We start from the raw sequence: 24,048 nt of genomic DNA, 5'->3' as shown, positions 1-24,048 counted from the left end.
GCCGGTTCCTCCGGCCGGGCGGCCATTGACGGTTCCGCGGGGCCGCCACTACCTTCGCATCAACAAATTGTTGAAGTCGCGTGGTGAGTGGAGGAGCCTCCGGATGTCGCAGCCTGCCCAGGTCGATGCCGCCCAGCCCGTCTCGTTCTCGGACACCGCCCTGGCGGCCGTCGAGGCGCTGCTCGCCCCCGTGGACGCCGAGTTGACGCGCCGTTACCCGGGCGAGAGCGGCTCCCGGCAGCCGGTGCACACCGTGTACGTGCCGGCCGACGCGTTCGGGGCGGACACCGTCCGGGAGTGGGGCGCGCAGGCGCTCGCCGCGTTCGACGAGCACGCCGGTACGCCGGGGCGGCTCGCCGAGGCGCTCGGGGTCGCGGACGACGCGCTGCTGGCCGACGTGCACGCCCGGGTGCGGGCCAAGCTGGAGCGCGAGCCGGTCGAGGACCTGCGGATCGACTTCGAGGACGGCTACGGCCCGCGCCCCGACGCCGAGGAGGACGCCGAGGCCGTCCGGGCCGCCCGGCTGGTGGCAGCCGCGGTCGCCGACGGCAGCGCCCCGCCGTACGTCGGGATCCGGATCAAGTGCCTGGAGGCCCCGGTCCGGGCCCGCGGCATCCGCACCCTGGAGCTGTTCCTGGGCACCCTGCTGGCCGAGGGCGGTCTGCCGGACGGGCTGGTGCTGACCCTGCCGAAGGTCACCTACGCGGCCCAGGTCACCGCGCTGGTGCGGCTGTTGGAGGACTTCGAGCGGCGGGCCGGGCTGCCCGCCGGGCGGATCGGGTTCGAGATCCAGATCGAGACCACCCAGGCGATCCTCGGCCCGGACGGCCGGGCCACCGTCGCGCTGATGATCGGGGCCGCCGAGGGCCGGGCCACCGGCCTGCACTACGGCACCTTCGACTACAGCGCCGCCTGCGGGGTCTCCGCCGCCCACCAGAGCATGGACCACCCGGCCGCCGACCACGCCAAGGCCGTCATGCAGGCCGCCGCGGCCGGCACCGGCGTCCGGCTCTCCGACGGCTCCACCAACGTCGTCCCGGCCGGCACCGCCGAGCAGGTGCACGCCGCCTGGCGGCTGCACCACGGCCTGGTCCGCCGCTCGCTGGCCCGCGCCTACTACCAGGGCTGGGACATGCACCCCGCCCACCTGCCGACCCGGTACGCCGCCGTCTACGCGTTCTACCGCGAGGGCCTGGCCGCCGCCTGCGCCCGGCTCGCCGCGTACGTCGCCAAGTCCGGCGGCGATGTGATGGACGAGCCCGCCACCGCCCGCGCGCTCAGCGGCTACGTGCTGCGCGGCCTGGACTGCGGCGCCGTCGACCTCGCCGAGGTCACCGAGCGCACCGGTCTCGACCGGGCCCGGCTGGACGCCCTGGCCGGCCGCTGAACGGGAGCCCCGGGCGCGGGGCATAGGCTGGACGGGCGGACCGGCGCGGGGCCGGGCGCCCGAGACCGGACCGGACCGGACCGACGACCTTCGACCGTCGACCGACGACCGACGACCGACGACCCAGCGGAGAACACCAGCGCCATGGCGGAGCCGAGCCCCAAGCCGTACCTGACCGTCCGCGGCTCGGGCAGCCACGAGCTGGAGATCAAGAAGTCCCGGTTCATCTGCCACCTGGCGCGGGTCGCCGACGAGGACGAGGCACAGGCGTTCATCGCGGGCGTCCGCAAGCAGTACTGGGACGCCCGGCACAACTGCACCGCGTTCGTGGTCGGCGGCGGGCAGCCGCGCGAGCGCTCCAGCGACGACGGCGAGCCCGCCGGGACGGCCGGGGTGCCGATGCTGGAGGTGCTGCGGCGGCGCGGGGTGACCGACACCGCGGCCGTGGTGACCCGGTACTTCGGCGGGATCAAGCTCGGCGCGGGCGGCCTGGTGCGGGCGTACGGGGCGGCGGTGTCCGAGGCGCTGGACGAGGTCGGGCTGCTGGAGCGGCGCCCGGTCGCGCTGCTGTCGGTGACTGTCGACCACACCCGGGCCGGGCGGCTGGAGAACGACCTGCGGGCGGCCGGGTACGCGGTGGCCGGGCTGGAGTACCTGGCCGACGGGGTGCGGATCGAGGTGGGCGTCCCCGAGCCGGAGACCGCGGAGTTCCACACCTGGCTGGCCGAGGCGACCGGCGGGTCGGCCGAAGCCCGCCCGGCCGGACGGACGTTCGTCGAGGTCGACGTCTGACGGCCGTCCCCGGTCGGAGTCCGAGGAAGGCCCGGCGGAAGGCGTGGTGAAAGGCCCGGTGAGAGGTCCGGCGGCCGACCGGGGGAGACCCGGCATCGATCGCGGGCGGGCGGGTAGCAGAGGCGGCACAGGCGGCGTTCGCGTTGCCGCCGGATGACACCCGATCGAAGGAAGCGGTGCCGGATGCGGAACTTCCACTCCTGATCGCTTCGTCTCCTAGAGACAGGAGCAACGATTCGCCAGCGACACCCGGGAGGAGGATCCGCAGACCCCAGCACCGCACCACGGGAGGTTCCGCGCATGCCCACCGACCACGCCCAGCCACCGTACCGGCTGACGGCCGCGACACCCCGCCCGCACCACGAGACCACCGCCCTCGTCGACCAACTCCTCGCCGAGCAACTGAAGTCCGAGGGCCACGAGGAGCCCGCGCCCCGCGAACGGCAGGCGCCGCCCGAGCGACTACGCCTCGGCGACCGGGTCCTGCTGGACCGCGACGACGGCCCGCTGACCGGCCGCGGCCCCGGCGCCCGCTACAGCCGCCGCCGACTGCGCACGCCCGCCGTGCACGGCACCGACCAACTGACCCTCACCCTGGCCACCGACACCGTCGACGGGCCGACCCGGCTGCGGATCGAGGCCGAGCACCTCCCCGCCGGGCCCGCCGTCGCCCCGCACGGGCGGGTGCCCGTCCCCGACCTGGTCCGCAGCCTGCTGCCGCTGCTTGACGCCGCCGAGGGCCCGGTGCCGCTGGCCGTCGCGCCCCGGCTGCTGGCCCCCGCCGACCTGGACGGCCTGATCGACGAACTCTGCGACCCCGAACGGCGGTTGCCCACCGTGGTGGCCAGCGTCCCGCCCGCCGTGCCGGTCGACCGCTGGCAGCAGCAGGTGCTCGACCCGCTGGTGCGCCAACTCCCCGGCCTGGCCTCGCTGTACGTGCTCGGGCACGGCGCGCTGCCCCGGTTCAACCTGGCCCTGGAGTACCACAAGGTGTACGGCGGCGCGGTGCGCACCTTCCTGCCCGAGGTCGACCCGGCCTCCCGGGCCGACGCCGCCCGCCATCCCGTCCTGCCGCGCGGCCGGATCGACGAGAACCCGCGCCGCGCCGCCGCCCTGCTGGCCCGCGAACCGCGCCGGATCGCCGCCGAACTGCCGCTGCCCGCCCCGCTGTCCGCCGTCCCCGAGCTCTGGCTGCCGCCCGAGGCGCGCAAGGCGCCCGCCGCCCCCCGGGCCGTCGTCGAACGACCGCCGGTGCGGCTGGAGCGCTGCCGGCTGCGGATCGAGCTCCCGCGCGGACCGCGCCGCCCCCGGTGCGGCACCGGCCCCGTCAGCTTCGGCGAACTCGTCGACCGCTTCGGGGAGTTCCCGCTGCTGGAGTTCACCGGCGACAGCAAGGAGACGCTCGCCCTGGACGGCCAGAGCGAGGCCGACGGCTGGGCCCGGCTCACCTGGGACGGCCTGACGGCGCTCCAGGAGTACGCCGACGCGGCCGTGCGCGGCGAGGCCGGCGGCGACTTCAAGCAGTGGTGCGAGCACACCCCGCCCGGCTGCCACCGTTTCCCGCCGCGCAAGGCGGTCCGCGGCGAGTCCCGCACCGTCGCCAGCCACGGCAAGTGGAAGCGCCAGCGGATGCTGCCCGTCCCGCCCGCCGTCGACTCCTCCTGCCGCGCGTTCATGGGCGCCCACCTGCGGATCGGCGGCGGCGGCACCGCCCCCCGGGTGCACTACCTGGACGACTGCTCCGGCAGCGGCCGGATCTACGTCGGCTACATCGGGCTGCACCTGACCAACACCCGCACCAACTGACCGCCCCGCGGGGGCCGGTGACCCCACCGGCCCCCGGCTGCCCCGCTGACCCGACGTCAAGGGTCGGCCAAACCGCCGGGGTTGGCTGACCGCGGAGCCCGGACGGGGGACAATGCTGCTCGGGCCCCGCCGCGGCGGCCCGCCGACGTGCGCCGGACGAGCAGGGGGACCACCGCCGATGCAGCATCCAGCCGAGGGCAGCACCGACGGCACCACCACGGTGCTCCAGCCCGGATTCCTCGCCTCGCTGTTCCACGAACTCGGCGCCGACGAGGACGAGGACCCCGCCGCCGCCCACCCCGCCGCCCGCCCCGGACAGCCCGCCGCGCCGTACCCCGGCCCGCCGACCGCGATCCCGCCGCAGCCCGGCCCCGCGGACCCGGCGGACGCCCCCGCCGCGGCGGACGACCCGGTGGCCGCGCACGGCCGGGCCGCCGCGCTCACCCACCACCGCACCCTCGCCGTCCAGGCCGACCACCGGCGCCTCGCCGACCTGCTGCGCCGGGCCGCCCAGCCGGTCTCCGCGATGGACTTCGAGAGCCAACTGCGCAGCTACCAGCCCAAGCCCTTCCCGGACGCCGGGCCGGAGGCCGAACCCGAGCCCGCCTGGGCCGACTTCGCGCCGCCCGAGCCCGCCGGCGCCGATCCCGACCAGCCGCGCTCGCGCCGCCTGCTCGACTCCGGCTACCAGCGCGAACTCGCCCAGGCCCGGCTGCGCCACCAGCGCGCGCTGCGCGAGTGGCGCACCCGGCAGGCCGAACTCGCCGACAGCGGCGCGGTCGCCGCCCGGCAGGCCCATGAGGAGGCCGAACGGGCCCGGGCCCGGGCCGTCCAGGAGTACAACGACAGCCTGGAGCAGTGCCGCCGCGCCTACCGCCAGGCCGAGCCCGCCGCCGTCGAGTCCCTGCTGGAACGCGCCCTGGCCGCCGCCGAGGGCGCCACCCAGGACCTGCCCGCCCCCTGCCGCGCGGTGTTCCGCGCCCTGACCCGCACCGCCGTCCTCGACCTCGACCTGCCGCCGCTGGACACCGTCCCCGCGCTGTCCGGCTACCGGCTCACCGAGGCCGGCGCGGTCGAACCCGTGCCCCGCCCCGCCGCCGACGTCCGCACCGACTACCTGCGGCTGGCCGCCCGGCTCGCGCTGCGCGCCCTGCAGGCCGCCGACGCCGTCGACACCGAGGAGGTGCTGGCCGGCGTCGTCCTGAACGGCTGGCTGCGCGTCCCCGGACAGCCCCCGCAGTGCCTGCTCAGCGTCGACGCCGACCGGGACGCGCTGGCCCGCACCCGGCTGGTCCCCGACGCCGGGCACCTGGGCGACGAGGGCGCGGACGGCGGCGTCTACGCGGAGGCCGAGCACGACGAGTCGCTGCTGCGGCTGCGCGCCCTGGCCGCCGTGATCACCCCCGACCCGTACGCGGGCGAGGCCGTGCTGCCCTGGGGCAGCGCCTCCTCGGCGGTGCCCGCACTGGGCGAGCTGTCGCCCGGCGAGTTCGCCCACCTGGTGCGCGCCGTGCTCACCGCGGGCGGCCTGCGGGACTGGAGCGTCCGGCTGCGCGGCCCGGCCGGCCTGGTCGCCACCGCCGAGGGCGAGCCCGACAGCCGGCTGCCCGGCCGCTGGGTGGTGTGGGCCTCCCGGGGCCCCGCCCCGGTCGCCGCCGAGGAGATCGCCACCCTCGCCGAGGCCGTCCGCGAGGAGGGCGCCGACCGCGGCCTGCGGATGACCTGCGGCCAGTTCACCGACGAGGCCCTCGACCTCACCGGCGAGGAGCGCCACCAGCGCATCCACCTGATGGACGGCCCCGGCATCCGCGAGCTCGCCCGCACCCACCTGGCGCTGCCGCTGACCCTGTGAGAACCGGCGGACCGGCGCGGACTCGCCGGTTCCACCGGCGGACCGCCCGACGGGCTGTCAGGCTGGGGGCGTGGAGAACCGATTCCCCGGACACCGGCACGACCGGAGCCCCGCCGAGCCGGCGCCCCGGCAGACGGCCGAGCACGACCGCGAACTGGCGATGGCCGAGATGTACGCCGAGTGCGGGCTGCTGCGCGAACTCGCCGAGTCCGTGGACGTGCGCCTCGACGACACCGTCGACTCGCTGACCGCCCTCGACCAACTGCTGCCCCGCTGGCGCGACGACCCGCAGGTCTCCCAGTGGCTCGGCACCGACGCCGGCCTCTACCTCGGCACGGTGATCCGCCGCCAGGTCCCCGACGCCCGCTGGCAGCTCGCCGCCGACGGCCGCCCGCTGATGGTGCTCGGCACCGGCTTCGAACTCGACGCCACCGCGATCGGCCACGACTGGGCCGAACAGGGCGCGCCGCAGCTCGCCGCCGTCTACCGGGCGGCGAGCGACGGCTGAGACCGCCGGGCCGCCGGGCCCGCGGTGACGGCGCGTCACCCCGACGGGCCGCCCGGGCGGCGCGGCCCGACCCGGGCCCGCAGGCTGGTCGCAGGGCCCGGCACCGTCCGGACCCGGGCCGGACGGACTGGATGCCCGTGGGCAGCGGTCAGCACAGCCGTCCGGCCCCCGGCGGCGTGACGGGGGAGGCCGAAACTGACTGCCGTGCTGGTCGCCGCGGGCGCGTTCCTGATGACCCTGGTCGGCGGATTCGTCGCCCAGCGCACCGGGGACCGCCGCCACCTCGTCCTCGGCCTCGCCGCCGGGCTGATGCTCGGCGTGGTCGCCTTCGACCTGCTGCCCGAGGCACTCGCGCAGGCCCCGCAGGAAGTCCACGGCGTCCCCGCCGCCCTGCTGATGTTCGCCGCCGGGTTCCTCGCCATCCACGTGGTCGAACGCGCCGTCGCCATCCACCGCGGCCACGAGGGCGAGTACGCCGCGCACAGCCACGGCCACGCGCACGGCCACGCGCACGGGGAGCGGCGGCGCGAGCAGGGCGTCGGGATCGCGGCCGCCTCCGCACTGGTCCTGCACAGCATGATGGACGGCTTCGCGATCGGCGCCGCGTTCCAGGCCGGGACGACGGTCGGCACCGTCGTCGCCGTCGCCGTCGTCGCGCACGACTTCGCGGACGGCTTCAACACGTACACCCTCACCCGGCTCTACGGGAACAACCGGCGGCGGGCCGTCGCGCTGCTGTTCGCCGACGCGCTCGCGCCCGTCACCGGGGCCGGGATCACGCTGCTGTTCACCATCCCGGAACAGCTGCTCGGGCTCTACCTGGGCTTCTTCGGCGGCTTCCTGATGTACCTGGCGACCTCCGACATCCTGCCCGAGGCCCACAGCCCGCACCCGTCGAAGGGCACGCTGGCGTGCACGCTGCTGGGGGTGGGGTTCATGTGGCTGGTGGTGGGGCTGGCCTGACGGCGGGGGAGGGGCGCCTCCGGCGGGGGGAGAGGCGCCTCCGGCGAGGTGAGGGGTGGGGAAAGGGTGCGGGGACGCCGGCGTGCACACCGCTGGGGTGGGGTTCATGTGCCTTGGTGGCGGGGCCGGCCTGGCGGCGGGGCCGGGGTGGTTCAGGTGTTCTCCAGGGCGGCCCAGTGGTGGCGGAGGGCGGTCAGGGTGGCGGTGACGGCGGGGCGGCGGGAGGTCTGGGTGCGCCAGAGGGCGTGGACGCGGCGGACGGGTTCGGGGGTGACGGGGCGGGCGGCGATGCCGGGCGGGAGGGGGCCGCGGCCCAGGCGGGGGATCAGGCCGAGGCCCAGGCCGGCGGCGATCAGGGCGAGTTGGGTCTGGAACTCGCCGACCCGGTGGGCGACGTCCGGTTCCTCGCCGGTCTCCCGCATGGTGCGCAGCAGCCAGTCGTGGCAGATGTTGCCGGGCGGCACGCTGATCCAGCGCTGCCCGCGCAGCGCCGTCACCGGGACGGCGTCCAGCGCGGCCAGCGGGTGCCCGGCGGGCAGCAGCAGGTCGACCGGGTCGGTGCCGAGGTCGAGCCGATCGAGGCCGTCCTGCACCGGGAGCGGGACGGTCGCCCAGTCCTGCACGACCGCCAGGTCGACCTCGCCGCGGGCCACCAGCTCGGCCGCCGGGTAGGGGTCGCTCTCCAGCAGCCGGACGTCCAGCTCGGGGCAGGTGGCGTGCAGCTCGGCGAGGACGGCGGGCAGCAGGCCGCGGGCCGCGGTGGGGAAGGCGGCCACCAGCAGCCGTCCGGCGGGTCGGCCGCGCTGCTCCTCGAGCGTCACTTCGGCCTGCTCGACCAGGGCCAGGACGCGCTGCGCGGTGTCCGCCAACTGGCGTGCGGCGTCGGTAAGTTGGATGCCGCGGCCCTGGCGTTCGAGCAGGACGGTGCGGGTCTCGCGCTCGAGTTTGGCGATCTGCTGGGAGATCGCGGAGGGGGTGAAGCCGAGGGCCGTGGCGGCCCCGCCGACCGAGCCGTGCACGGCGACCGCGTGCAGGGCGCGCAGGCGTCCCAGATCCATCATGCAGTGATGCTAAACGGTGGGGTTGAGGAATCGTCGCTGGTGCTGAACGGTCGGCCCGGGAGATGCTCGGGGCATGCCCCCCTCCTCCGCCATGACCCCCCGTCACATCGCCCTGGCCGTGCTGGTCGCCGCCGTCTGGGGGCTGAACTTCGTGCTGATCGAGGTCGGTCTGCACGACTTCCCGCCGCTGCTGTTCTGCGCGCTGCGGTTCGCCGTGGTGGCGCTGCCCGCGGTGTTCCTGGTCGGCTCGCCGCGGGTGGCGTGGCGGTGGGTGCTGGGGGTCGGGCTGACGCTCGGGGTGGTGAAGTTCGGGCTGCTGTTCCTCGGCATGCACGCCGGGATGCCGGCCGGGCTGTCCTCGCTGGTGCTGCAGGGGCAGGCCGGGTTCACCGCGCTGTTCGCGGCCGGGCTGCTGGGCGAGCGGCCCGCCCGGCTGCGGGTGGCCGGGCTGGCGGTGGCCTTCGCCGGGATCGCGCTGGCCGCGGTGGACCGCGGCGCGGGCGGCCCGGTGGGGGCGTTCGCGCTGGTGATCGGCGCGGCGGTGGCCTGGGGCCTGGCCAACGTGCTGACCCGCCGGGCCGCCCCGCCGGACGCGCTGCGCTGGATGGTGTGGGTCTCCGCGGTGCCGCCGCTGCCGCTGCTGGCCCTGTCGCTGCTGGTCGAGGGCCCGGACGCGGACTGGGCGGCGCTGCGGTCGATCACCTGGTCGGGCGTCGGCGCGGTGCTGTACGTCGGCCTGGTCTCCACGCTGTTCGGGTTCGTCGCCTGGAGCCACCTGCTGCGCCGCTACGACGCCTCGCTGGTGGCCCCGTACTCGCTGCTGGTGCCGGTGTTCGGGATGTCCTCGGCGGCGCTGCTGCTGGGCGAGCGGTTCAGCCTGTTGGCGGGGGCCGCGACGGTGCTGGTGATCGCCGGGATCGGGCTGGGCGCGGTGCCGGCTACGGGGTGGGCCCGGCTTCGTAGGCGAGTTCGGCCTGCCGCAGCGCCCGCAGCAGGGCGTCCTGCTCGGCAGGGCTGACCGGGCCGAAGTACTCCTGGGCGACCTCGTGCCGGACCCGGGAGATCCGCTCCAGCGCGCCGTGGCCGGCCTCGGTGAGCACCAGGCGCACCGCGCGGCGGTCGGCCGGGTCGGGGGTGCGGGCGACCAGGCCGGCCTCCTCCAGGGCGTCGACCACGGTGGTGGCGGAGCGCGGGGCGATGTGCAGGCGCTCGGCGAGCTCGCTCAGCCGCATGGTCTCGGCGCTCTCGCAGCCGGGTGCGTGGGCGAGGGTGCGCAGGGCCCGGCCCTGGGCGGGGGTGAGGCCGTAGGGCTCCAGCCGCTGCATGGTCTGCCGCCGGATCCGCTTCATCGCCCGGGTGAGCGCGTCGGCGAGTTCCGCGGCGGTGTCGGCGGGGCCGGGGGAGGTCATGGGCACAGGTTAGCGGGCGGGTCGCGGCCGGTACGGAGGGTGACCGATCTCGCCTCGATAACATGTTGAGCTTGGCTCAGTAATCGAGTAGCTTAGGGCAACCTAAGTCATCCGTGCCTTCGACTCGAGGAGTCCGCCGTGGCCCGCTCCACCGCCCGCGTCACCACCGACCGCCCCGCCCGCTACGCCAAGCAGCTCGCCGCCCACATGGGCCGCAAGGTCCCCGCCGAGTGGTCGGAGGAGACCGGCCGCGGCTCGCTCGCCTTCGGCGCCGGCCGGGCCGAGCTCACCGCCGAGGACGGCGCGCTGCTGCTCGCCGTCGAGGGCGCCGAGGAGAGCCTCGACCAGCTGGAGGACGTGGTCGGCCGCCACCTGGTCCGCTTCGGCACCCGCGACGAGCTGGTCGTCGCCTGGCAGCGCGAGAGCGGCGCGGCCGGCACCGTCCAGCGCCTCACCGGCGAGGAGGGCTGACCGCCCCGGGGCCGCTCAGCCCTGCCGCAGCGGGGGCATCGGCACCGGCACGTCGAACGCGGTGGCGCCCGCGCCGACCCCGCCCTCGCAGCTGTTCGGCGGCGCGGTGGTCACGCCCCGGGTGGACGGCTTCTCGGCCGCCCAGAACATGAAGCCCAGCAGCCCGGCCGTGGCCCCCGCCCCGTTCGGTGCGGCGCTGCGCACCCAGCTGCCGGTGGCCTTCTGCGCCGAGTTCGCGAAGTTGTTGCACTCCGGGCGGACCTGCGAGCCCTCCGCGATGTACAGGCTGCCGGTGAACTTCGCCGGGGCCAGCGGCGGGATCGCCGGGTTGTAGGTGGGCTTGCCGTCCAGGTGCTCCTGCCAGTTGGCGACCGCCGAGGAGGCGGACGGCTGCTTGCTGGGCACCATCGCGTTGGCGTAGTCCAGCACCGGGTTCGCCGTGGTCAGCCAGTGCGCGGTGGCGTACTGGTCGATGCCGATCAGCCAGCGGTCCCCGGCCGCCACGTCGATGGTCAGCCGGGCGGTCGGGTCCGTGCCGGAGGCGTCGTACGGGTGGGCGGCCCGGTAGGCGTCCACGAACGCCTGCAGGCCGGTCAGGTTCGGACTGTTGCTGTTCTCGTAGTCGATCTCGATGCCCACGCCGAGCTTGCTCGCCAGCGCCGCTGCTTTCTGGCCGAGCAGGGTGCCGTTCTGGGCCAGCGCGGTGTCCCAGTCGCCGGTGTAGGTGATGCCGCCGATGGAGAGCATCACCCGGACGCCGTGCGCCGTGAAGTAGTCCACCACCTGCTGGTTCATGCCCACCGGCACCCCGGCGGCGTTCCCGGCGTCGGTGGTGCCGTTCAGCAGCCGCAGCGGGTTGACGAAGCTCAGCACCACCACGTTCACCGAGGGGCGGCCGTCGCCGCGGTCCACCAGCCAGTGGTTGGCGGCGTCGAAGGCGGCCGGGTCGCGGACCTTCGCCCAGGTGCAGGCGTCGTCGCTGCAGTGCCAGGCCCCGTACACCTGCACCGGCGCGGCCGCCGCCGCGGTCGCGCCCTGGGCCGGCAGGGCCGTCACGGCCAGGGCCAGCAGCGAGGCCGCCACCGAGAAACGCGTCATGGGCATGACTGGGGAACGCACATCCGCCTCCCGGCGATCGCGTGCTGAAGGGTGGGGAACAGGGTGCGCGCGGGCCGCAGGGGCGTCAATGGTCTGGACCGAAACGGGGGCTGACGGGGCGTCAGGAGGCGGAGTCCGGCCGGTCGGGCAGCAGGCGCGGCAGCAGCAGTCGCAGCCCGAGCAGCAGCAGGCCGGACAGGCACCAGCTCGCCACTACGTCCAGCAGCCAGTGGAAGTCGCTCCACACCAGCCCCGCCCCCACCCCCAGGCAGACCAGCGCGCACGCCGCGCCCAGCCGCCGCCCCGCCACCACCGGCAGCACCCGGGCCAGCAGCAGCGCCGCCGTCCCGTACGCGATCGAGGAGGTCGCCGTGTGGCCCGACGGGTACCAGCCCCACTGGTCCCCGGCCAGCGGCGCCCCGTACGGGCCCGGGCGGGCGAACCAGATCTTCGCGGGCACCACCAGCAGCGGGACCAGCACCGCGGCCACCGTCGCCACCGGCACCGGCACCCACCAGCGCGGCCGCCCGCCGCGCCGGGCCAGCCAGGCCGCCAGGCCCGCGCACCCCAGCAGCACCGGGACCGCCACCGTCCCGCCGCCCAGGTCGGACAGCGCCACGCCCAGGTGGTTCAGCAGCGTCGAGCCGATCGCCCCGCGGGCCTCCCGCACCCCGTCGCGCACCGCCGTGTCCAGCCCCAGCAGCGGCCCGTCCACCGCGACCTGCCAGGAGACCGCGGCCAGCAGCACCGCCAGTGACATGGCCAGGACAGCAAAAATCGGCCGCCCCGGAGCAGGGGGGAGAGCTCCGGGGCGGCCAAGGTGATCGCCGCGCCGTGCGGCCCGGGGGGTGTGGGCGGGACGGCCGGTCGATCGTTCCGGTGCGTCCGCCTCGGCGGCGGACGGAGTTGTGGGCAGTGCGTGCGGTTCGCTGTCCATCTGTGATGACAGTACGTCAAAGCCGGGGCGGGGAACGGCGGACCGGCCATCGTGCACAGCATCTTCACCACCGGCGGCGCGACCTCCACCCGCCCGGCGGACGGCCGGACGCGCGGGGGCGGGGCGGGACCCGTCCCGCCCCGCCCCCGCGCCGCCCACCAGCGGTTCCCGGCCGGAACCGGCGGGAATCAGACGCCCGCGAAGGCCGACTCCAGGATGTCCAGGCCCTCGGCCAGCAGGTGCTCCGGGATCACCAGCGGCGGCAGGAAGCGCAGCACGTTGCCGTAGGTGCCGGCGGTCAGCACCACCAGGCCCTCCGCGTGGCAGGCCTTGGCGATCGCCGCGGTCGCCGCCGGGTCCGGCTCCTTGCCGCCCGGCTTCACCAGCTCCACCGCGATCATCGCGCCGCGGCCGCGGACCTCGCCGATGCGCACCCGGTCCGAGTCGGCGAACTTCTCCTGCATCGCCCGCAGCCGGCCCAGCATGACCTCGCCGATCCGCTGCGCCTTGCCGTTCAGGTCCTCGGACCTCATGGTCTCGATCGCACCCAGCGCGGCCGCGCAGGCCACCGGGTTGCCGCCGTAGGTGCCGCCCAGGCCGCCCGAGTGCGCGGCGTCCATGATCTCGGCCCGGCCGGTCACCGCCGCCAGCGGCAGACCGCCGGCGATGCCCTTCGCCGTGGTGATCAGGTCCGGGACGACGCCCTCGTCCTCGCACGCGAACCACTGGCCGGTGCGGCAGAAACCGGTCTGGATCTCGTCCGCCACGAACACGATCCCGTTCGCCTTCGCGAACTCCGCGATCGCCGGCAGGAAGCCCTTGGCCGGCTCGATGAAGCCGCCCTCGCCCTGGATCGGCTCGATGATGACCGCCGCGACGTTCTCCGCGCCGATCTGCTTCGTGATGACCTCGATCGCCTGCGCGGCCGCCTCGGCGGCGCAGTTCTCCGCACCCGTCAGCCAGCGGTACGGGTACGCCACCGGCACCCGGTAGATCTCCGGCGCGAACGGGCCGAAGCCCTGCTTGTACGGCATGTTCTTCGCCGTCAGGCCCATGGTCAGGTTGGTGCGGCCGTGGTAGCCGTGGTCGAACACCACCACGGCGGTCCGCTTGGTGTAGGCGCGGGCGATCTTCACCGCGTTCTCCACCGCCTCCGCACCCGAGTTGAACAGCGCGGTGCGCTTGTCGTGGTCGCCCGGGGTCAGCTCGTTCAGCTGCTCCGCCACCGCCACGTAGCCCTCGTACGGGGTCACCATGAAACAGGTGTGCGTGAACGCGGCCAGCTGCTCGGTCGCCCGCGCCACCACCGCCGCGGCGCTGTTGCCCACGTTCGTCACGGCGATGCCCGAGCCGAAGTCGATCAGGCTGTTGCCGTCCACGTCCTCCAGCACGCCGCCGCCGGCCCGCGACACGTACACCGGCAGCGTGGTGCCCACGCCCGCCGGCACCGCGCCGAGCTTGCGGGCCTGCAGCTCCTGCGACTTCGGGCCGGGGATCGCGGTGACCAGGCGGCGCTCCTGCGGGAGCGGAGTTGCAGCGCTCATCTGTCTTCTCCAAGTTCTTGACGCGGTAACCGCAGGCTACGACCGGCCGCGCGGCCCGGGCATGCGCCACTCGGTACTGCTGGGCCGTCCCAGTTGTCCGACGCGGCCAGTGGCCGAAGATCGGCTGCGCGCCCGCGCACTCCACTACATTGGCCCCCGGGTGTGTCGGTGGGACGGCGATGCGGGTATGGCACCGCCGGCAACGTAGGAGGGGCCCGAAGTGGAACTGAACGACGCGAGAACCCAGCACACCCACCCCCGTCTCCCCCCGCCCCGCACCCCCTTCCACCTCCCCACCTGGGCCACCGCCCCCCGCCCCGAAGCCGCCCCCGGCATCTACCGCCAGCACCACACCCCGCACGACCCGAAGGCCGCCGAACAGGCCGGGACCCCGGCGGGGCCGCTGCTGCTGCGGGCGGCGCTGAACCTGCTGGTGGCCCTCGTCCTGTACCGGTACGTGGTCGAGGCCGAGGTGTTCCTCATGCAGGCCGTCGGCCTGGGCACCCAGCTCACCAGCGCGCTCGCCAACCCGATCGCCCTGCTGCTGGGGGTGATCGCCGCAACCCTGCTGATCTGGATCTTCGGCCGGATGGGCCGCTGGCGCGAGGTCGGCCGCCGATTCCTGCTCCCGCTGCTCTCCCGCACCGTCACCGAGGTGCCCCCCGCCCCCGAGCAGGCCCCCGTCGTCGACGTGTGGGCCGAGCTGCGGCCGGCCGGGGACGTGGTGCGCCGGCTGGAGGGGGAGGCGGTCGGGGACGTGGACTACGTGCGGCTGCACCAGGCGTGGCGGACGGTGGGGAGCGACCCGGCCGCGTGGCAGGAGTTCGCGGCGCAGGTGGCGGCCCGGGGCGCGGCGGCGTGCGCGCACCCGTCGGAGCAGCGGGACCTGCCGGGCGGGCGGGCGGCGCGGCACGACCTGCTGGTGCGCCAGGTGCGGCTGGGGACGGCGCAGGACGTGCCGAAGAACCCGGTCGGGCACCGGAACGCCGGGTTCGCGCTGGACCCGCGGGTGCTGGGCACCTCGCTGCTCGCGGTCGGTCCGGCCGGCACCGGCAAGACCGCCTCGCTGGCCCGTCCGGTCGCGGAGGCGCTGTGCCTGCAGGCGCTGGCGGGCGCGGCCTGCGCGGTGGTGGTCGGCGCGTCCGACGCGGACCTCGGGCCGGACGACTGGTACGACGTGGTGATCGCCCCCGGCGACCCGGCCGCCCCGTACGGCCTGGACCTGTACGGGGCGGCGCCGCACTCGGACGAGGCGGCGGCCCGGTTGGCGGACGCGCTGCTGCCGGACGAGCTGGCGCCGCGCGCGGAGAGCGCCCGGGCCGCGATGCAGCAGGTGGTCGGGCCGTACCGGGCGGCGTACGGCGGCTACCCGGGGGTGCGGGCGCTGCGGGCGCTGCTGGCGGGGGACGCGGAGGGCTGGGCGGAGCTCGGCGAGCGGCTGCAGAAGTCGGGCCGGCGGCCGGAGTTCGAGGCGGACCTGCAGCAGCGCGAGCGGATGCACGGCCGGGCCGACGACCCGGGCGCGCTGCTCGCGGACCGGCTGGCGCTGCTGGACCGGCCCGCGCTGGCGGCCGGGTTCTCCGGCGGCCCGGACGCCAAGCCGGCGTTCGCCATGCGGGCGCTGGAGCACCCGCTGCGGGTGCGGGTGAAGCTGCCCGAGCGCAGCCACCCGGAGGCCGCCCGGATCCTGTCGCGGCTGCTGCTGGGCCAGTTCACCCAGGCCGCCGCCGACCGGCGCGACCGCGAGCTGTTCGCCGGGATGGTGCTGGACGACGCCACCGCGGCCGTGGACGCGCAGGCGATCCGCGGCGTGCAGCGGCTGCGCGGCGCCAACGCGGGCGTGCTGCTGCTGCTGCGCACGCTGTCCGACCTGCCGGAGGCGCTGCGCGCGCCGCTGTTCGGCGCGGTCGGCAACCGGATGGCGTTCCCCGGCATCGCGCCCTGGGACGGGCGGCTGTTCTCCGAGGCGTGGGGCACCCACCTGGTCCGGGAGACCGCGGTCACGCACGTCCCGGACACCTCCGGAGGAACGGTTCGCCGGGCCGGGCGGCTGGTTCGCAAGGCGCTGTCCGGCACCACCGCGCAGACCGAGTCGATCACCACCCGGGACGTCGAGCGGCACCGCTGGTCGCCGTCCGACCTGGCGCACGCGCTGCCGTCGGGGCACGCGGTGATCTCGCTGACCTCGGTGACGGGGGAACAGGTGCCGCCGCTGCTGGTCGACCTGCGGCACTGAGCCCGGCCGGGCGGCGGGACGGGGGGCCGCCGGACGGGGCGTCCGGCGGCCGTCCGCCCGGCGCCCGGCAACGCAGAAGCTACGGACCGGCGGATTTCGGCACTCCGGGTTGTCCGGAGCGTCCATAATGGGGGGAGAACCCTCACTCGCCCGGTCGCAACGGCGCAGCCAGGTCGAACCACCGAAGGTGCCATGCCCCCCACTCTCGCCTCCGTCGTCCGCACCTCCGCGCTCCACCTGACGGTGCTGGCCGGCGCGGACCACCTGGAACGCCCCGTCCGCTGGGTCCACACCAGTGAGCTGGACGATCCCACCCCGTTCCTCGAGGGCGGCGAGCTGCTCCTCACCACCGGCATCAAGCTGGGCAAGGCCGCCGCCAAGCTGCAGGCCTACGTGCACCGGCTCGCCGACGCGGGCGTGGTCGGCCTCGGGCTGGGCGTCGGCCTCTCGCACAGCGAGGTGCCGCAGGCCCTGGTGGAGGCGGCCGCCCAGCGCGGGCTGCCGCTGCTGCGGGTGCCCGAGGCGACGCCGTTCATCGCCATCTCCAAGACCGTCTCGGCCGCGCTGGCCGCCGAGCAGTACGAGGCCGTCACCACCAGCTTCGAGGCGCAGGAGGAGCTGACCCGGGCCGCGCTCGGCAAGGACGGCACCACCGCGATCGTCCGCCGGCTGGCCGCCCGGCTCGGCGGCTGGGCCGCGCTGTACGACGGCTCCGGCGCGCTGTCCGCGGTCGCCCCCGACTGGGCCGCCCGCCGGGCCGGCCGGCTGGCCGCCGAGGTGGACCGGCTGCGCCGCCGCCCGGCCCCGTCCAGCGCCGCCCTGCAGGGCCGGGCCGGGACGATCGACACCGCCGACGAGGACTACGTGGTGGTCCAGTCGCTGGGCGCCGACCGCCGTCCGCGCGGCTTCCTCGCGGTCGGCACCGAGGACCGGATCACCCCGACCGAGCGGTACGTGCTGAACGCCGCCGTCGCGCTGCTCACCCTCACCCTGGAGCGCTCGCGCGAGCTGCGGCAGGCCGAGGAGAAGATGGGCGCCGCGCTGCTGCGGATGGTGCTGGCCGGCGAGGTCGGCACCGCCCGGCAGGTCGCCGCCGGGCTGTTCGGCGGCCTGCCCGAGGGCACCGTCCGGGTGCTGGTGGCGGCCGCCGGTCCCGGACCGGAGGCCGCGGAGGCGCTCGGCGAGCTGGCCGACCGGGCGGAGAACGCCGGCGGCAAGGTCGGCGAGAAGCTCCTGGTGTCCCGCGAGGACGGCGCGCACGGGCCCCGGCTGACGGTGCTCGCGCTGGACAACGGCTCGGTGCACCGGGCCTGCCTGGGCGCCGTCGAGGAGCACGAGGGCCTGGCGCTGGGCGTCTCCGCCCCCGCCGCGCTGGAGGAGGCCGGCACCGCGCAGGCCCAGGCCGAGCGGGCCCTGGCGGTCGCCCAGCGCGGCGGCCGGCGCACCGTCGACCACGAGGAGGTCGGCGCCGGCTCGCTGCTGCCGCTGCTCGGCGAGGAGGCGGTCACCGCCTTCGCCGAGGGCCTGCTGCGCCCGCTGCGCGACCACGACCGCACCGCCCGCGGCGACCTGGTCGCCTCGCTGCGCGCCTGGCTCTCCCGGCACGGCCAGTGGGACGCGGCGGCGGCCGACCTGGGCGTGCACCGGCACACGCTGCGCTACCGGATGCGGCGGGTCGAGGAGCTGCTGGGCCGCTCGCTGGACGACACCGACGTCCGGATGGAGCTGTGGCTGGCGCTCAGGTCGGGCGAGGAGTAGGCCGCACTGTCCTCCGCGGCGTCCTAATCGGGCCCCCGGTTTCGTCCCGTCCGTCCAATCGGAAACCCCGGGGCCGCGCCCTACCGTGAAGGCGACAAGTCTTTCGAGGGAAGGGGCCGGTGCGACCGTGACCACCACTCAGGAGTTCTGGCTGGCCGGACGGCGGGCGAGCGGCGAGGCGGAGTTCGAGGTCCGCCACCCGCACGACGGCAGCCTGGTGGCGAAGGTCAGCGTGCCGACCGACGCGCAGGTGGAGGAGGCCGTCGCGGCCGCCGCCGCCGCGGTGCCGGTGTTCGCCGCCACTCCGGCGCACCAGCGGGCGGCCGCGCTGGACCACGTCGCCAAGCGGCTGGCCGAGCGCACCGAGGAGATCGCCCGGCTGATCACCGCCGAGAACGGCAAGCCGATCAAGTGGGCGCGCGGCGAGGTCGGCCGGGCCGTGTCGGTGTTCCGCTGGGCCGCCGAGGAGGCCCGCCGGACCAACGGCGAGACCATGCGGCTGGACACCGACCCGGGCGGCACCGGCCGGTACGCGATCGTGCGGCGCTTCCCGCGCGGCGCGGTGCTGGGCATCGCCCCGTTCAACTTCCCGCTGAACCTGGTGGCGCACAAGGTCGCCCCGGCGATCGCGGTGGGCGCGCCGATCATCCTCAAGCCCGCCCCGGCCACCCCCGTCTCCGCCCTGGTGCTGGGCGAGATCCTGGCCGAGACCGACCTGCCGGCCGGCTCCTGGAGCGTGCTGCCGGTGGAGAACGCCAAGATGCCCGCGCTGGTGCAGGACAAGCGCCTGCCGGTGATCTCGTTCACCGGTTCGGACAAGGTCGGCTACCAGATCATGGACTCGGTGCCGCGCAAGCACGTCACCCTGGAGCTCGGCGGCAACGCCGCGGCCGTGGTGCTGGCCGACTGGAGCTCCGAGGCCGACCTCGACTGGGCGGCGGGCCGGATCGCGCTGTTCGCCAACTACCAGGGCGGCCAGTCCTGCATCTCGGTGCAGCGGGTGATCGCCGACGCGAGCGTCTACGACCGCCTGGTGGAGAAGGTCGTCGCCAAGGTGCGGGCCCAGGTCACCGGCGACCCGTCGGACGAGGCCACCGACGTCGGCCCGCTGGTGGACGAGAACGCCGCCAGGCGCGTCGAGTCCTGGGTCGAGGACGCGGTCGCCAAGGGCGCCAAGGTGCTCACCGGCGGCAGCCGGGACGGCGCGGCCTACGCCCCGACCGTGCTGGCCGAGCTGCCCGCCGACGCCATCCTGGCCACCGCCGAGGTGTTCGGCCCGGTGCTGTCGCTGCACCGGGTCGAGGGCACCGAGGAGGCGTTCGCCGCGGTCAACGACTCGGCGTTCGGCCTGCAGGCCGGCGTGTTCACGCACGACGTGCAGACCGCGTTCCGGGCCCACCGCGAGCTGGAGGTCGGCGGCGTGGTGATCGGCGACGCGCCGTCCTACCGGGCCGACCAGATGCCGTACGGCGGCGTGAAGGACTCCGGCGTGGGCCGCGAGGGCGTGCGCTACGCGATGGACGACTTCACCTTCGAGAAGGTGCTGGTCCTGACCGGTCTGGACCTCTGAGCCCGCCGCCCGGCGCCCCCGGACGCCCCGCCCGCCGCTGCCCCCGGCCGGCGGGCGGGGCGTCCGTCGCGGGGGCCGGGGCAGGACACAATGGGGGCATGAACTCGCTCGCCCATCCGCAGTCGCGCTTCACTCCGGCCGTGCAGGACCCGGACGGCCCCCGGGAGTTGGTCATCCTCGGCTCGACCGGGTCGATCGGCACCCAGGCCATCGACGTGGTGCTCCGCAACCCCGACCGGTTCGAGGTGGTGGCGCTGTCCGCGGCCGGCGGCCGGGTCGAGCTGCTCGCCGAGCAGGCGCTCGCGCTGGGCGTGCGCACCGTGGCGGTGGCCGACCCGGCCGCCGAGGCGCCGCTGCGCGCCGCGCTGGCGGCGCGGGCGGGCGGCGCGGCGCTGCCCGAGGTGCTGGCGGGCCCGGACGCGGCGACCGAACTGGCCGCGACGGAGTGCCACTCGGTGCTGAACGGCATCACCGGCTCGATCGGCCTGGCGCCGACGCTGGCCGCGCTGCGGGCCGGCCGGGTGCTGGTGCTGGCCAACAAGGAGTCGCTGATCGTCGGCGGCCCGCTGGTGAAGGCCGTCGCGCGGCCGGGCCAGATCGTGCCGGTGGACTCCGAGCACGCCGCGCTGTTCCAGGCGCTGGCCGGCGGCACCCGGGCCGAGGTCCGCAAGCTGGTGGTGACGGCCAGCGGCGGCCCGTTCCGCAACCGCACCCGCGAGCAGCTGGCGGGCGTGACCCCCTCCGAGGCGCTGGCCCACCCGACCTGGGCGATGGGGCCGGTGGTGACGATCAACTCGGCGACCCTGGTGAACAAGGGCCTGGAGGTGATCGAGGCGCACCTGCTGTACGACGTGCCCTTCGACCGGATCGAGGTGGTGGTCCATCCGCAGTCGGTCGTTCATTCGATGGTGGAGTTCACGGACGGCTCCACGCTGGCCCAGGCCAGCCCGCCGGACATGCGGATGCCGATCGCGCTGGGCCTCGGCTGGCCGGACCGGGTGCCCGACGCCGCGCCCGGCTGCGACTGGACCAAGGCCGCGACCTGGGAGTTCTTCCCGCTGGACGACGCGGCCTTCCCGGCGGTCGAGCTGGCCCGCGAGGTGGGTACGCTCGGCGGGACGGCCCCCGCGGTCTTCAACGCCGCCAACGAGGAATGTGTGGACGCTTTCCTGAACGGCGCACTGCCCTTCACCGGAATCGTGGACACTGTGGCGAAGGTGGTCGCCGAACACGGCACCCCGGCGGCGGGAACTTCGCTCACGGTGGAGGACGTACTCCAGGCTGAGCACTGGGCCCGCACCCGGGCCCGGGAACTGGCGGCAGGTTAGGTACGACGGAGGCGACGCGGTGGACAAGCTGATGTGGGTGCTGGGCGTCCTGATCTTCGTGGTCGGGCTGCTGTTCTCGATCGCCTGGCACGAGCTCGGCCACCTGTCCACCGCGAAGCTGTTCGGCATCCGGGTGCCGCAGTACATGGTCGGCTTCGGCCGGACCATCTGGTCGGTCAAGCGCGGCGAGACGGAGTACGGCCTCAAGGCGATCCCGTTCGGCGGCTACATCCGGATGATCGGGATGTTCCCGCCCGGCGCGGACGGCCGGATAACGAAACGCTCCTCCTCGCCCTGGCGGAGCATGATCGAGGACGCCCGGGCCGCCTCCTACGAGGAGCTGCAGCCCGGCGACGAGACCCGGCTGTTCTACACCCGCAAGCCGTGGAAGCGCGTCATCGTGATGTTCGCCGGCCCGGGCATGAACCTGGTCCTGTCGCTCGGCCTGTTCCTCGCCCTGTTCATGGGCATCGGCGTGCAGCAGGCCGTGCCGACCGTGCAGGAGGTCAGCGAGTGCGTCGTCCCGGTCAGCGCCAAGACCGACGACTGCACGCAGGACGCCGAGAAGTCCCCGGCCAACCTGGCGGGCCTGCGCGCCGGTGACACCGTGCTCAGCTTCGGCGGCGTGCAGATCCACGACTACCCGCAGCTGCAGAACCTGATCCGGGACTCCGCCGGCCGGCAGGTCGACATCCTGGTCCGGCACCGGGGCGGCGAGCAGCAGACGCTGCGCGCCGACATCAAGACCAACACGCTGCAGGCGTACGACAAGGACAACAACCCGATCAAGGGGCAGACCGTCACCGCGGGCTTCCTCGGCATCACCCCCGCCACCGGCGTGCACCACATGACGCTCGTCGAGAGCGCCGACCAGATGGGGTCGATGGCCCGGCACAGCGTCGAGTCGCTCACCCAGCTGCCCGGCAAGATCCCCGGCCTGTGGCACGCCGTGGTCGACGGCACCCCGCGCGACGCCGACTCCCCGATCGGCATGGTCGGCGCCGCCCGGCTCGGCGGCGACGTGTTCTCGATGGACCTGCCCGCCACCCAGCGGCTCGCCTTCTCGGTGCAGCTGCTGGCCGGCATCAACCTGATGCTCTTCCTGTTCAACATGCTCCCGCTGCTGCCGCTGGACGGCGGCCACATCGCCGGCGCGCTGTGGGAGTCGCTGCGCCGCGGCTTCGCCAGGCTGCTGCGCCGCCCCGACCCCGGCCCGTTCGACGTGGCCCGGCTGATGCCGCTGGCCTACGTGGTGGCCGGCGTCTTCATCTGCTTCACCGGCCTCGTGATGGCCGCCGACATCGTCAACCCGGTGCGCATCAACTAGACGAGTAGTTCCGAAGTCGGTTAGTCGGTCAGTGGTCGTAGGCGATCAACGAGCGTGTGACGGGTTGGCCGGTGGCCCGGTTGTGCCAGATCGCGCAGGTCATCGCGAGTAGCCGTTGGCCGACTCGGGCGCCGAGGCCCTCGATGGTGCGTCCGCCGTGCTGTTCGAGGCCGAGTTGGCCCTTGAGGGTGTCGTTGACGGACTCGATCAGCTGGCGGACGGACTTCAGCAGCCCTTCCCCGGGGCGTGGGGTTCGGTTGCGGTAGGACGGCCGCAGCAGCGTGATGCCGTGCTGTTCGAGGAAGCGGTCGAGTTCGGCGGAGACGTAGCCCTTGTCGGCGAGGATCAGCAGGCCGGGCCGCTCGCGGGCCAGCTCCGGTTCGGTTTCGACGAGCGCGGCCAACACCTCGCGCTCGTCGACCTTCGGACTGGCCAGGGCCCAGGTGACGGGCAGACCGGCGGGGGTGCAGACCAGGTGCAGTTTCAGGCCCCAGAACCAGCGTGAGTGGGAGCGGCTGTAGCCGTAGCCGGCCCATCCGGCCAGGGCCGAGCGGCGTGCGGTGTCGCGGGAGCGGCCGCACTCCACGGGTGTGGAGTCGGTGATCCACACCGGGTCCGCCCACAGGTCGGTGTCCCGGGCCAGGTCGCGGATCGCCTGCTGGAGCAGCGGGCGTGCGGCGCGCAGGCGCTTGTTGTAGCCGGGCCTCTCGGGCAGGTGGGGAAACATGCCGCGCAGGCGGGCGCGGGCGAAGCGGATCCAGCGGGCCTCGGAGTGGAAGCCCAGCAGCACCTGGGCCACGGCCAGGCACACCAGTTCCGAGTCCGTCAGCCGCGGCGGGCGCCCCAACCAGCGCGTTCGGGGCAGGTGGTCATCGATCTGCACGTAGAGTGCCGTCAGGAGGGTGTCCAGCTCTTCGGTCGTCACAACCCGAAGCCTGGACACCCTCCCCGCATGTCCGAAGCAGAACAGCCAAAGACACCCGACTTCGGAACTACTCGTCTAGGTGTTCTGACCCGTGAGGTTGGGGACGCGGCTGGCGGGTGGCTTGCCTGCGAGTGCGGTGTGTCCGCGGTGGTGATTGTAGGTGTGGAGCCATTCGGGGTAGGCGTCGCGTCGTTCCTGCTCAGTTCGGTAGGGCTTGGCGTAGGCCCATTCGTCGAGCAGGGTGCGGTTGAAGCGTTCGACCTTGCCGTTGGTCTGGGGCCGGTAGGGCCGGGTGCGCTTGTGGGTGGTCCCGGTCCGGGCCAGGGCGTCGCGCCAGGGGTGGGACTTGTAGCAGGAGCCGTTGTCGGTCAGGACGCGCCGGACAGTGATGCCGGCCTGGGCGAAGAACTCGTGTGCTCGGGTCCAGAACGCGGCGGCGGTGTCCTTGCGCTCGTCGGGCAGGATCTCGCTGTAGGCCAGGCGGGAGTGGTCGTCGACGGCGTTGTGCAGGTAGCTGTAGCCGGCCCCGGCACGGGTCTTGCGCCCGGCCGCGCGTCCGAGGGTCTTGTGGCCTCCGCCGTCGGGGATGTTGCCGAGCTTTTTGATGTCGACGTGGACCAACTCGCCCGGCGCGTGGTGCTCGTAGCGTCGGATCACTCGGCCGGTTGCCCGGTCGAGGTGGTTCAGGCGGGCAAGCCGGTAGCGGGTCAGCACGCGGTGCACGGTGGCCGGGTTCAACCGCAGCAGGTAGGCGATGCGGGCTGGTCCCCATCTCCGCAGGACGCGGACCTTGATGATGCGCCGCTCGGTACGGGTCGGGGTCCGGCGCGGGCTGTGGTGCGGGCGGCTGGAAAGGTCGCTCATGCCGGCCTCTCCGAGGGCGCGGTAGCGGTCGGCCCAGCGCTTGGCCGTGGTCGGCGAGACCTGGAAGCGCTCGGCGGCCCGGCGAAGCGGCCAGCCGTCCTCGACCACGCACCGGGCCAGACGCAGGCGGCCGGTCTCGGTCAGCGGTGCATTAGAGTGCGGCATGAGGGCCTTTCTGGTCGCCGGGTAGATGTCGCAATCCACACCGAGCC

At 74.9% G+C, this 24,048-nt stretch carries 20 protein-coding genes; 13 read left to right on the top strand and 7 right to left on the bottom strand.

Features of this window, described 5'->3' with window-relative positions; genetic code table 11:
- Nucleotides 1-103 precede the first annotated feature (103 nt).
- The 6 genes from EDD39_RS34215 to EDD39_RS34190 all read left to right on the top strand — a co-directional run bounded on the left by EDD39_RS34215 (nt 104) and on the right by EDD39_RS34190 (nt 7,308).
- Nucleotides 104-1,387, top strand: a complete 1,284-nt coding sequence (locus tag EDD39_RS34215) for a DUF6986 family protein (RefSeq protein WP_244257412.1) — start codon at nt 104-106, stop codon at nt 1,385-1,387.
- 144 nt (nt 1,388-1,531) lie between these two features.
- Nucleotides 1,532-2,179 carry a YigZ family protein gene (locus EDD39_RS34210; protein WP_123563386.1) on the top strand — a complete coding sequence of 216 codons (648 nt, stop codon included), beginning with the start codon at nt 1,532-1,534 and terminating at the stop codon, nt 2,177-2,179.
- Nucleotides 2,180-2,479: 300 nt separating this feature from the next.
- Complete coding sequence (locus tag EDD39_RS34205) at nt 2,480-3,985, top strand: hypothetical protein (protein ID WP_123563385.1); 1,506 nt, start codon at nt 2,480-2,482, stop codon at nt 3,983-3,985.
- Nucleotides 3,986-4,163: 178 nt separating this feature from the next.
- Complete coding sequence (locus tag EDD39_RS42395) at nt 4,164-5,837, top strand: restriction endonuclease (protein WP_123563383.1); 1,674 nt, start codon at nt 4,164-4,166, stop codon at nt 5,835-5,837.
- Between the two features lie 70 nt (nt 5,838-5,907).
- Nucleotides 5,908-6,345, top strand: coding sequence for a DUF6278 family protein (locus EDD39_RS34195; protein WP_123563381.1), 438 nt, complete (start codon nt 5,908-5,910; stop codon nt 6,343-6,345).
- Between the two features lie 231 nt (nt 6,346-6,576).
- Nucleotides 6,577-7,308 carry a ZIP family metal transporter gene (locus tag EDD39_RS34190; protein WP_123563507.1) on the top strand — a complete coding sequence of 244 codons (732 nt, stop codon included), beginning with the start codon at nt 6,577-6,579 and terminating at the stop codon, nt 7,306-7,308.
- A gap of 152 nt (nt 7,309-7,460) precedes the next feature.
- On the opposite strand, the gene EDD39_RS34185 is transcribed toward EDD39_RS34190, so the two are convergent.
- Nucleotides 7,461-8,369 (bottom strand): LysR family transcriptional regulator, encoded by a 909-nt coding sequence (locus EDD39_RS34185; RefSeq protein ID WP_030462971.1) that lies wholly within the window; start codon nt 8,367-8,369, stop codon nt 7,461-7,463.
- A 91-nt stretch (nt 8,370-8,460) separates the two neighbouring features.
- Here EDD39_RS34185 and EDD39_RS34180 point away from each other — a divergent pair, with 91 nt between their 5' ends.
- Nucleotides 8,461-9,387, top strand: coding sequence for an EamA family transporter (locus EDD39_RS34180; protein WP_123563506.1), 927 nt, complete (start codon nt 8,461-8,463; stop codon nt 9,385-9,387).
- Here EDD39_RS34180 and EDD39_RS34175 read toward each other — a convergent pair.
- On the bottom strand, nt 9,308-9,778 hold the full coding sequence (locus EDD39_RS34175; protein WP_030462969.1) for a MarR family winged helix-turn-helix transcriptional regulator: 471 nt from the start codon (nt 9,776-9,778) through the stop codon (nt 9,308-9,310). The genes EDD39_RS34180 and EDD39_RS34175 overlap by 80 nt on opposite strands.
- Before the next feature lie 138 nt (nt 9,779-9,916).
- Here EDD39_RS34175 and EDD39_RS34170 point away from each other — a divergent pair, with 138 nt between their 5' ends.
- Nucleotides 9,917-10,249, top strand: a complete 333-nt coding sequence (locus EDD39_RS34170) for a DUF2218 domain-containing protein (RefSeq protein WP_030923071.1) — start codon at nt 9,917-9,919, stop codon at nt 10,247-10,249.
- Nucleotides 10,250-10,264: 15 nt separating this feature from the next.
- Here EDD39_RS34170 and EDD39_RS34165 read toward each other — a convergent pair whose 3' ends face one another.
- From EDD39_RS34165 to gabT, 3 genes are all read right to left on the bottom strand, one after another.
- The gene (locus EDD39_RS34165; RefSeq protein WP_244257411.1) at nt 10,265-11,347 is read right to left on the bottom strand and encodes a glycoside hydrolase family 18 protein; all 1,083 of its coding nucleotides are present in this window, start codon (nt 11,345-11,347) and stop codon (nt 10,265-10,267) included.
- A 121-nt stretch (nt 11,348-11,468) separates the two neighbouring features.
- Nucleotides 11,469-12,107, bottom strand: coding sequence for a phosphatase PAP2 family protein (locus tag EDD39_RS34160; RefSeq protein WP_244257410.1), 639 nt, complete (start codon nt 12,105-12,107; stop codon nt 11,469-11,471).
- A 365-nt stretch (nt 12,108-12,472) separates the two neighbouring features.
- Nucleotides 12,473-13,828, bottom strand: a complete 1,356-nt coding sequence (gene gabT, locus EDD39_RS34155; protein WP_123563375.1) for a 4-aminobutyrate--2-oxoglutarate transaminase — start codon at nt 13,826-13,828, stop codon at nt 12,473-12,475.
- A 220-nt stretch (nt 13,829-14,048) separates the two neighbouring features.
- Between gabT and EDD39_RS34150 the strand changes: the two genes are divergently transcribed.
- The 5 genes from EDD39_RS34150 to EDD39_RS34130 all read left to right on the top strand — a co-directional run bounded on the left by EDD39_RS34150 (nt 14,049) and on the right by EDD39_RS34130 (nt 22,047).
- Nucleotides 14,049-16,064 carry an ATP-binding protein gene (locus EDD39_RS34150; protein WP_123563373.1) on the top strand — a complete coding sequence of 672 codons (2,016 nt, stop codon included), beginning with the start codon at nt 14,049-14,051 and terminating at the stop codon, nt 16,062-16,064.
- Nucleotides 16,065-16,256: 192 nt separating this feature from the next.
- Nucleotides 16,257-17,822 (top strand): PucR family transcriptional regulator, encoded by a 1,566-nt coding sequence (locus tag EDD39_RS34145; protein ID WP_123563372.1) that lies wholly within the window; start codon nt 16,257-16,259, stop codon nt 17,820-17,822.
- 127 nt (nt 17,823-17,949) lie between these two features.
- On the top strand, nt 17,950-19,392 hold the full coding sequence (locus EDD39_RS34140; RefSeq protein ID WP_123563370.1) for an aldehyde dehydrogenase family protein: 1,443 nt from the start codon (nt 17,950-17,952) through the stop codon (nt 19,390-19,392).
- Between the two features lie 98 nt (nt 19,393-19,490).
- Complete coding sequence (gene dxr / locus EDD39_RS34135; protein ID WP_123563368.1) at nt 19,491-20,720, top strand: 1-deoxy-D-xylulose-5-phosphate reductoisomerase; 1,230 nt, start codon at nt 19,491-19,493, stop codon at nt 20,718-20,720.
- Nucleotides 20,721-20,739: 19 nt separating this feature from the next.
- A complete protein-coding gene (locus EDD39_RS34130; RefSeq protein WP_123563365.1) occupies nt 20,740-22,047 on the top strand; it encodes a M50 family metallopeptidase in 1,308 nt (435 codons plus the stop codon).
- A gap of 28 nt (nt 22,048-22,075) precedes the next feature.
- Here EDD39_RS34130 and EDD39_RS34125 read toward each other — a convergent pair whose 3' ends face one another.
- Both EDD39_RS34125 and EDD39_RS34120 read right to left on the bottom strand, forming a co-directional pair.
- Nucleotides 22,076-22,972 (bottom strand): IS982 family transposase, encoded by an 897-nt coding sequence (locus EDD39_RS34125; RefSeq protein ID WP_123553457.1) that lies wholly within the window; start codon nt 22,970-22,972, stop codon nt 22,076-22,078.
- A gap of 75 nt (nt 22,973-23,047) precedes the next feature.
- The gene (locus tag EDD39_RS34120) at nt 23,048-24,001 is read right to left on the bottom strand and encodes an IS481 family transposase (protein WP_123562597.1); all 954 of its coding nucleotides are present in this window, start codon (nt 23,999-24,001) and stop codon (nt 23,048-23,050) included.
- Nucleotides 24,002-24,048: the final 47 nt, after the last annotated feature.

Origin of the sequence: Kitasatospora cineracea (assembly GCF_003751605.1) — a bacterium.
Lineage (GTDB): Bacteria > Actinomycetota > Actinomycetes > Streptomycetales > Streptomycetaceae > Kitasatospora > Kitasatospora cineracea.
Note: the sequence above shows the minus strand (reverse complement) of the source record. Positions and strands in the feature narration are given on the sequence as shown.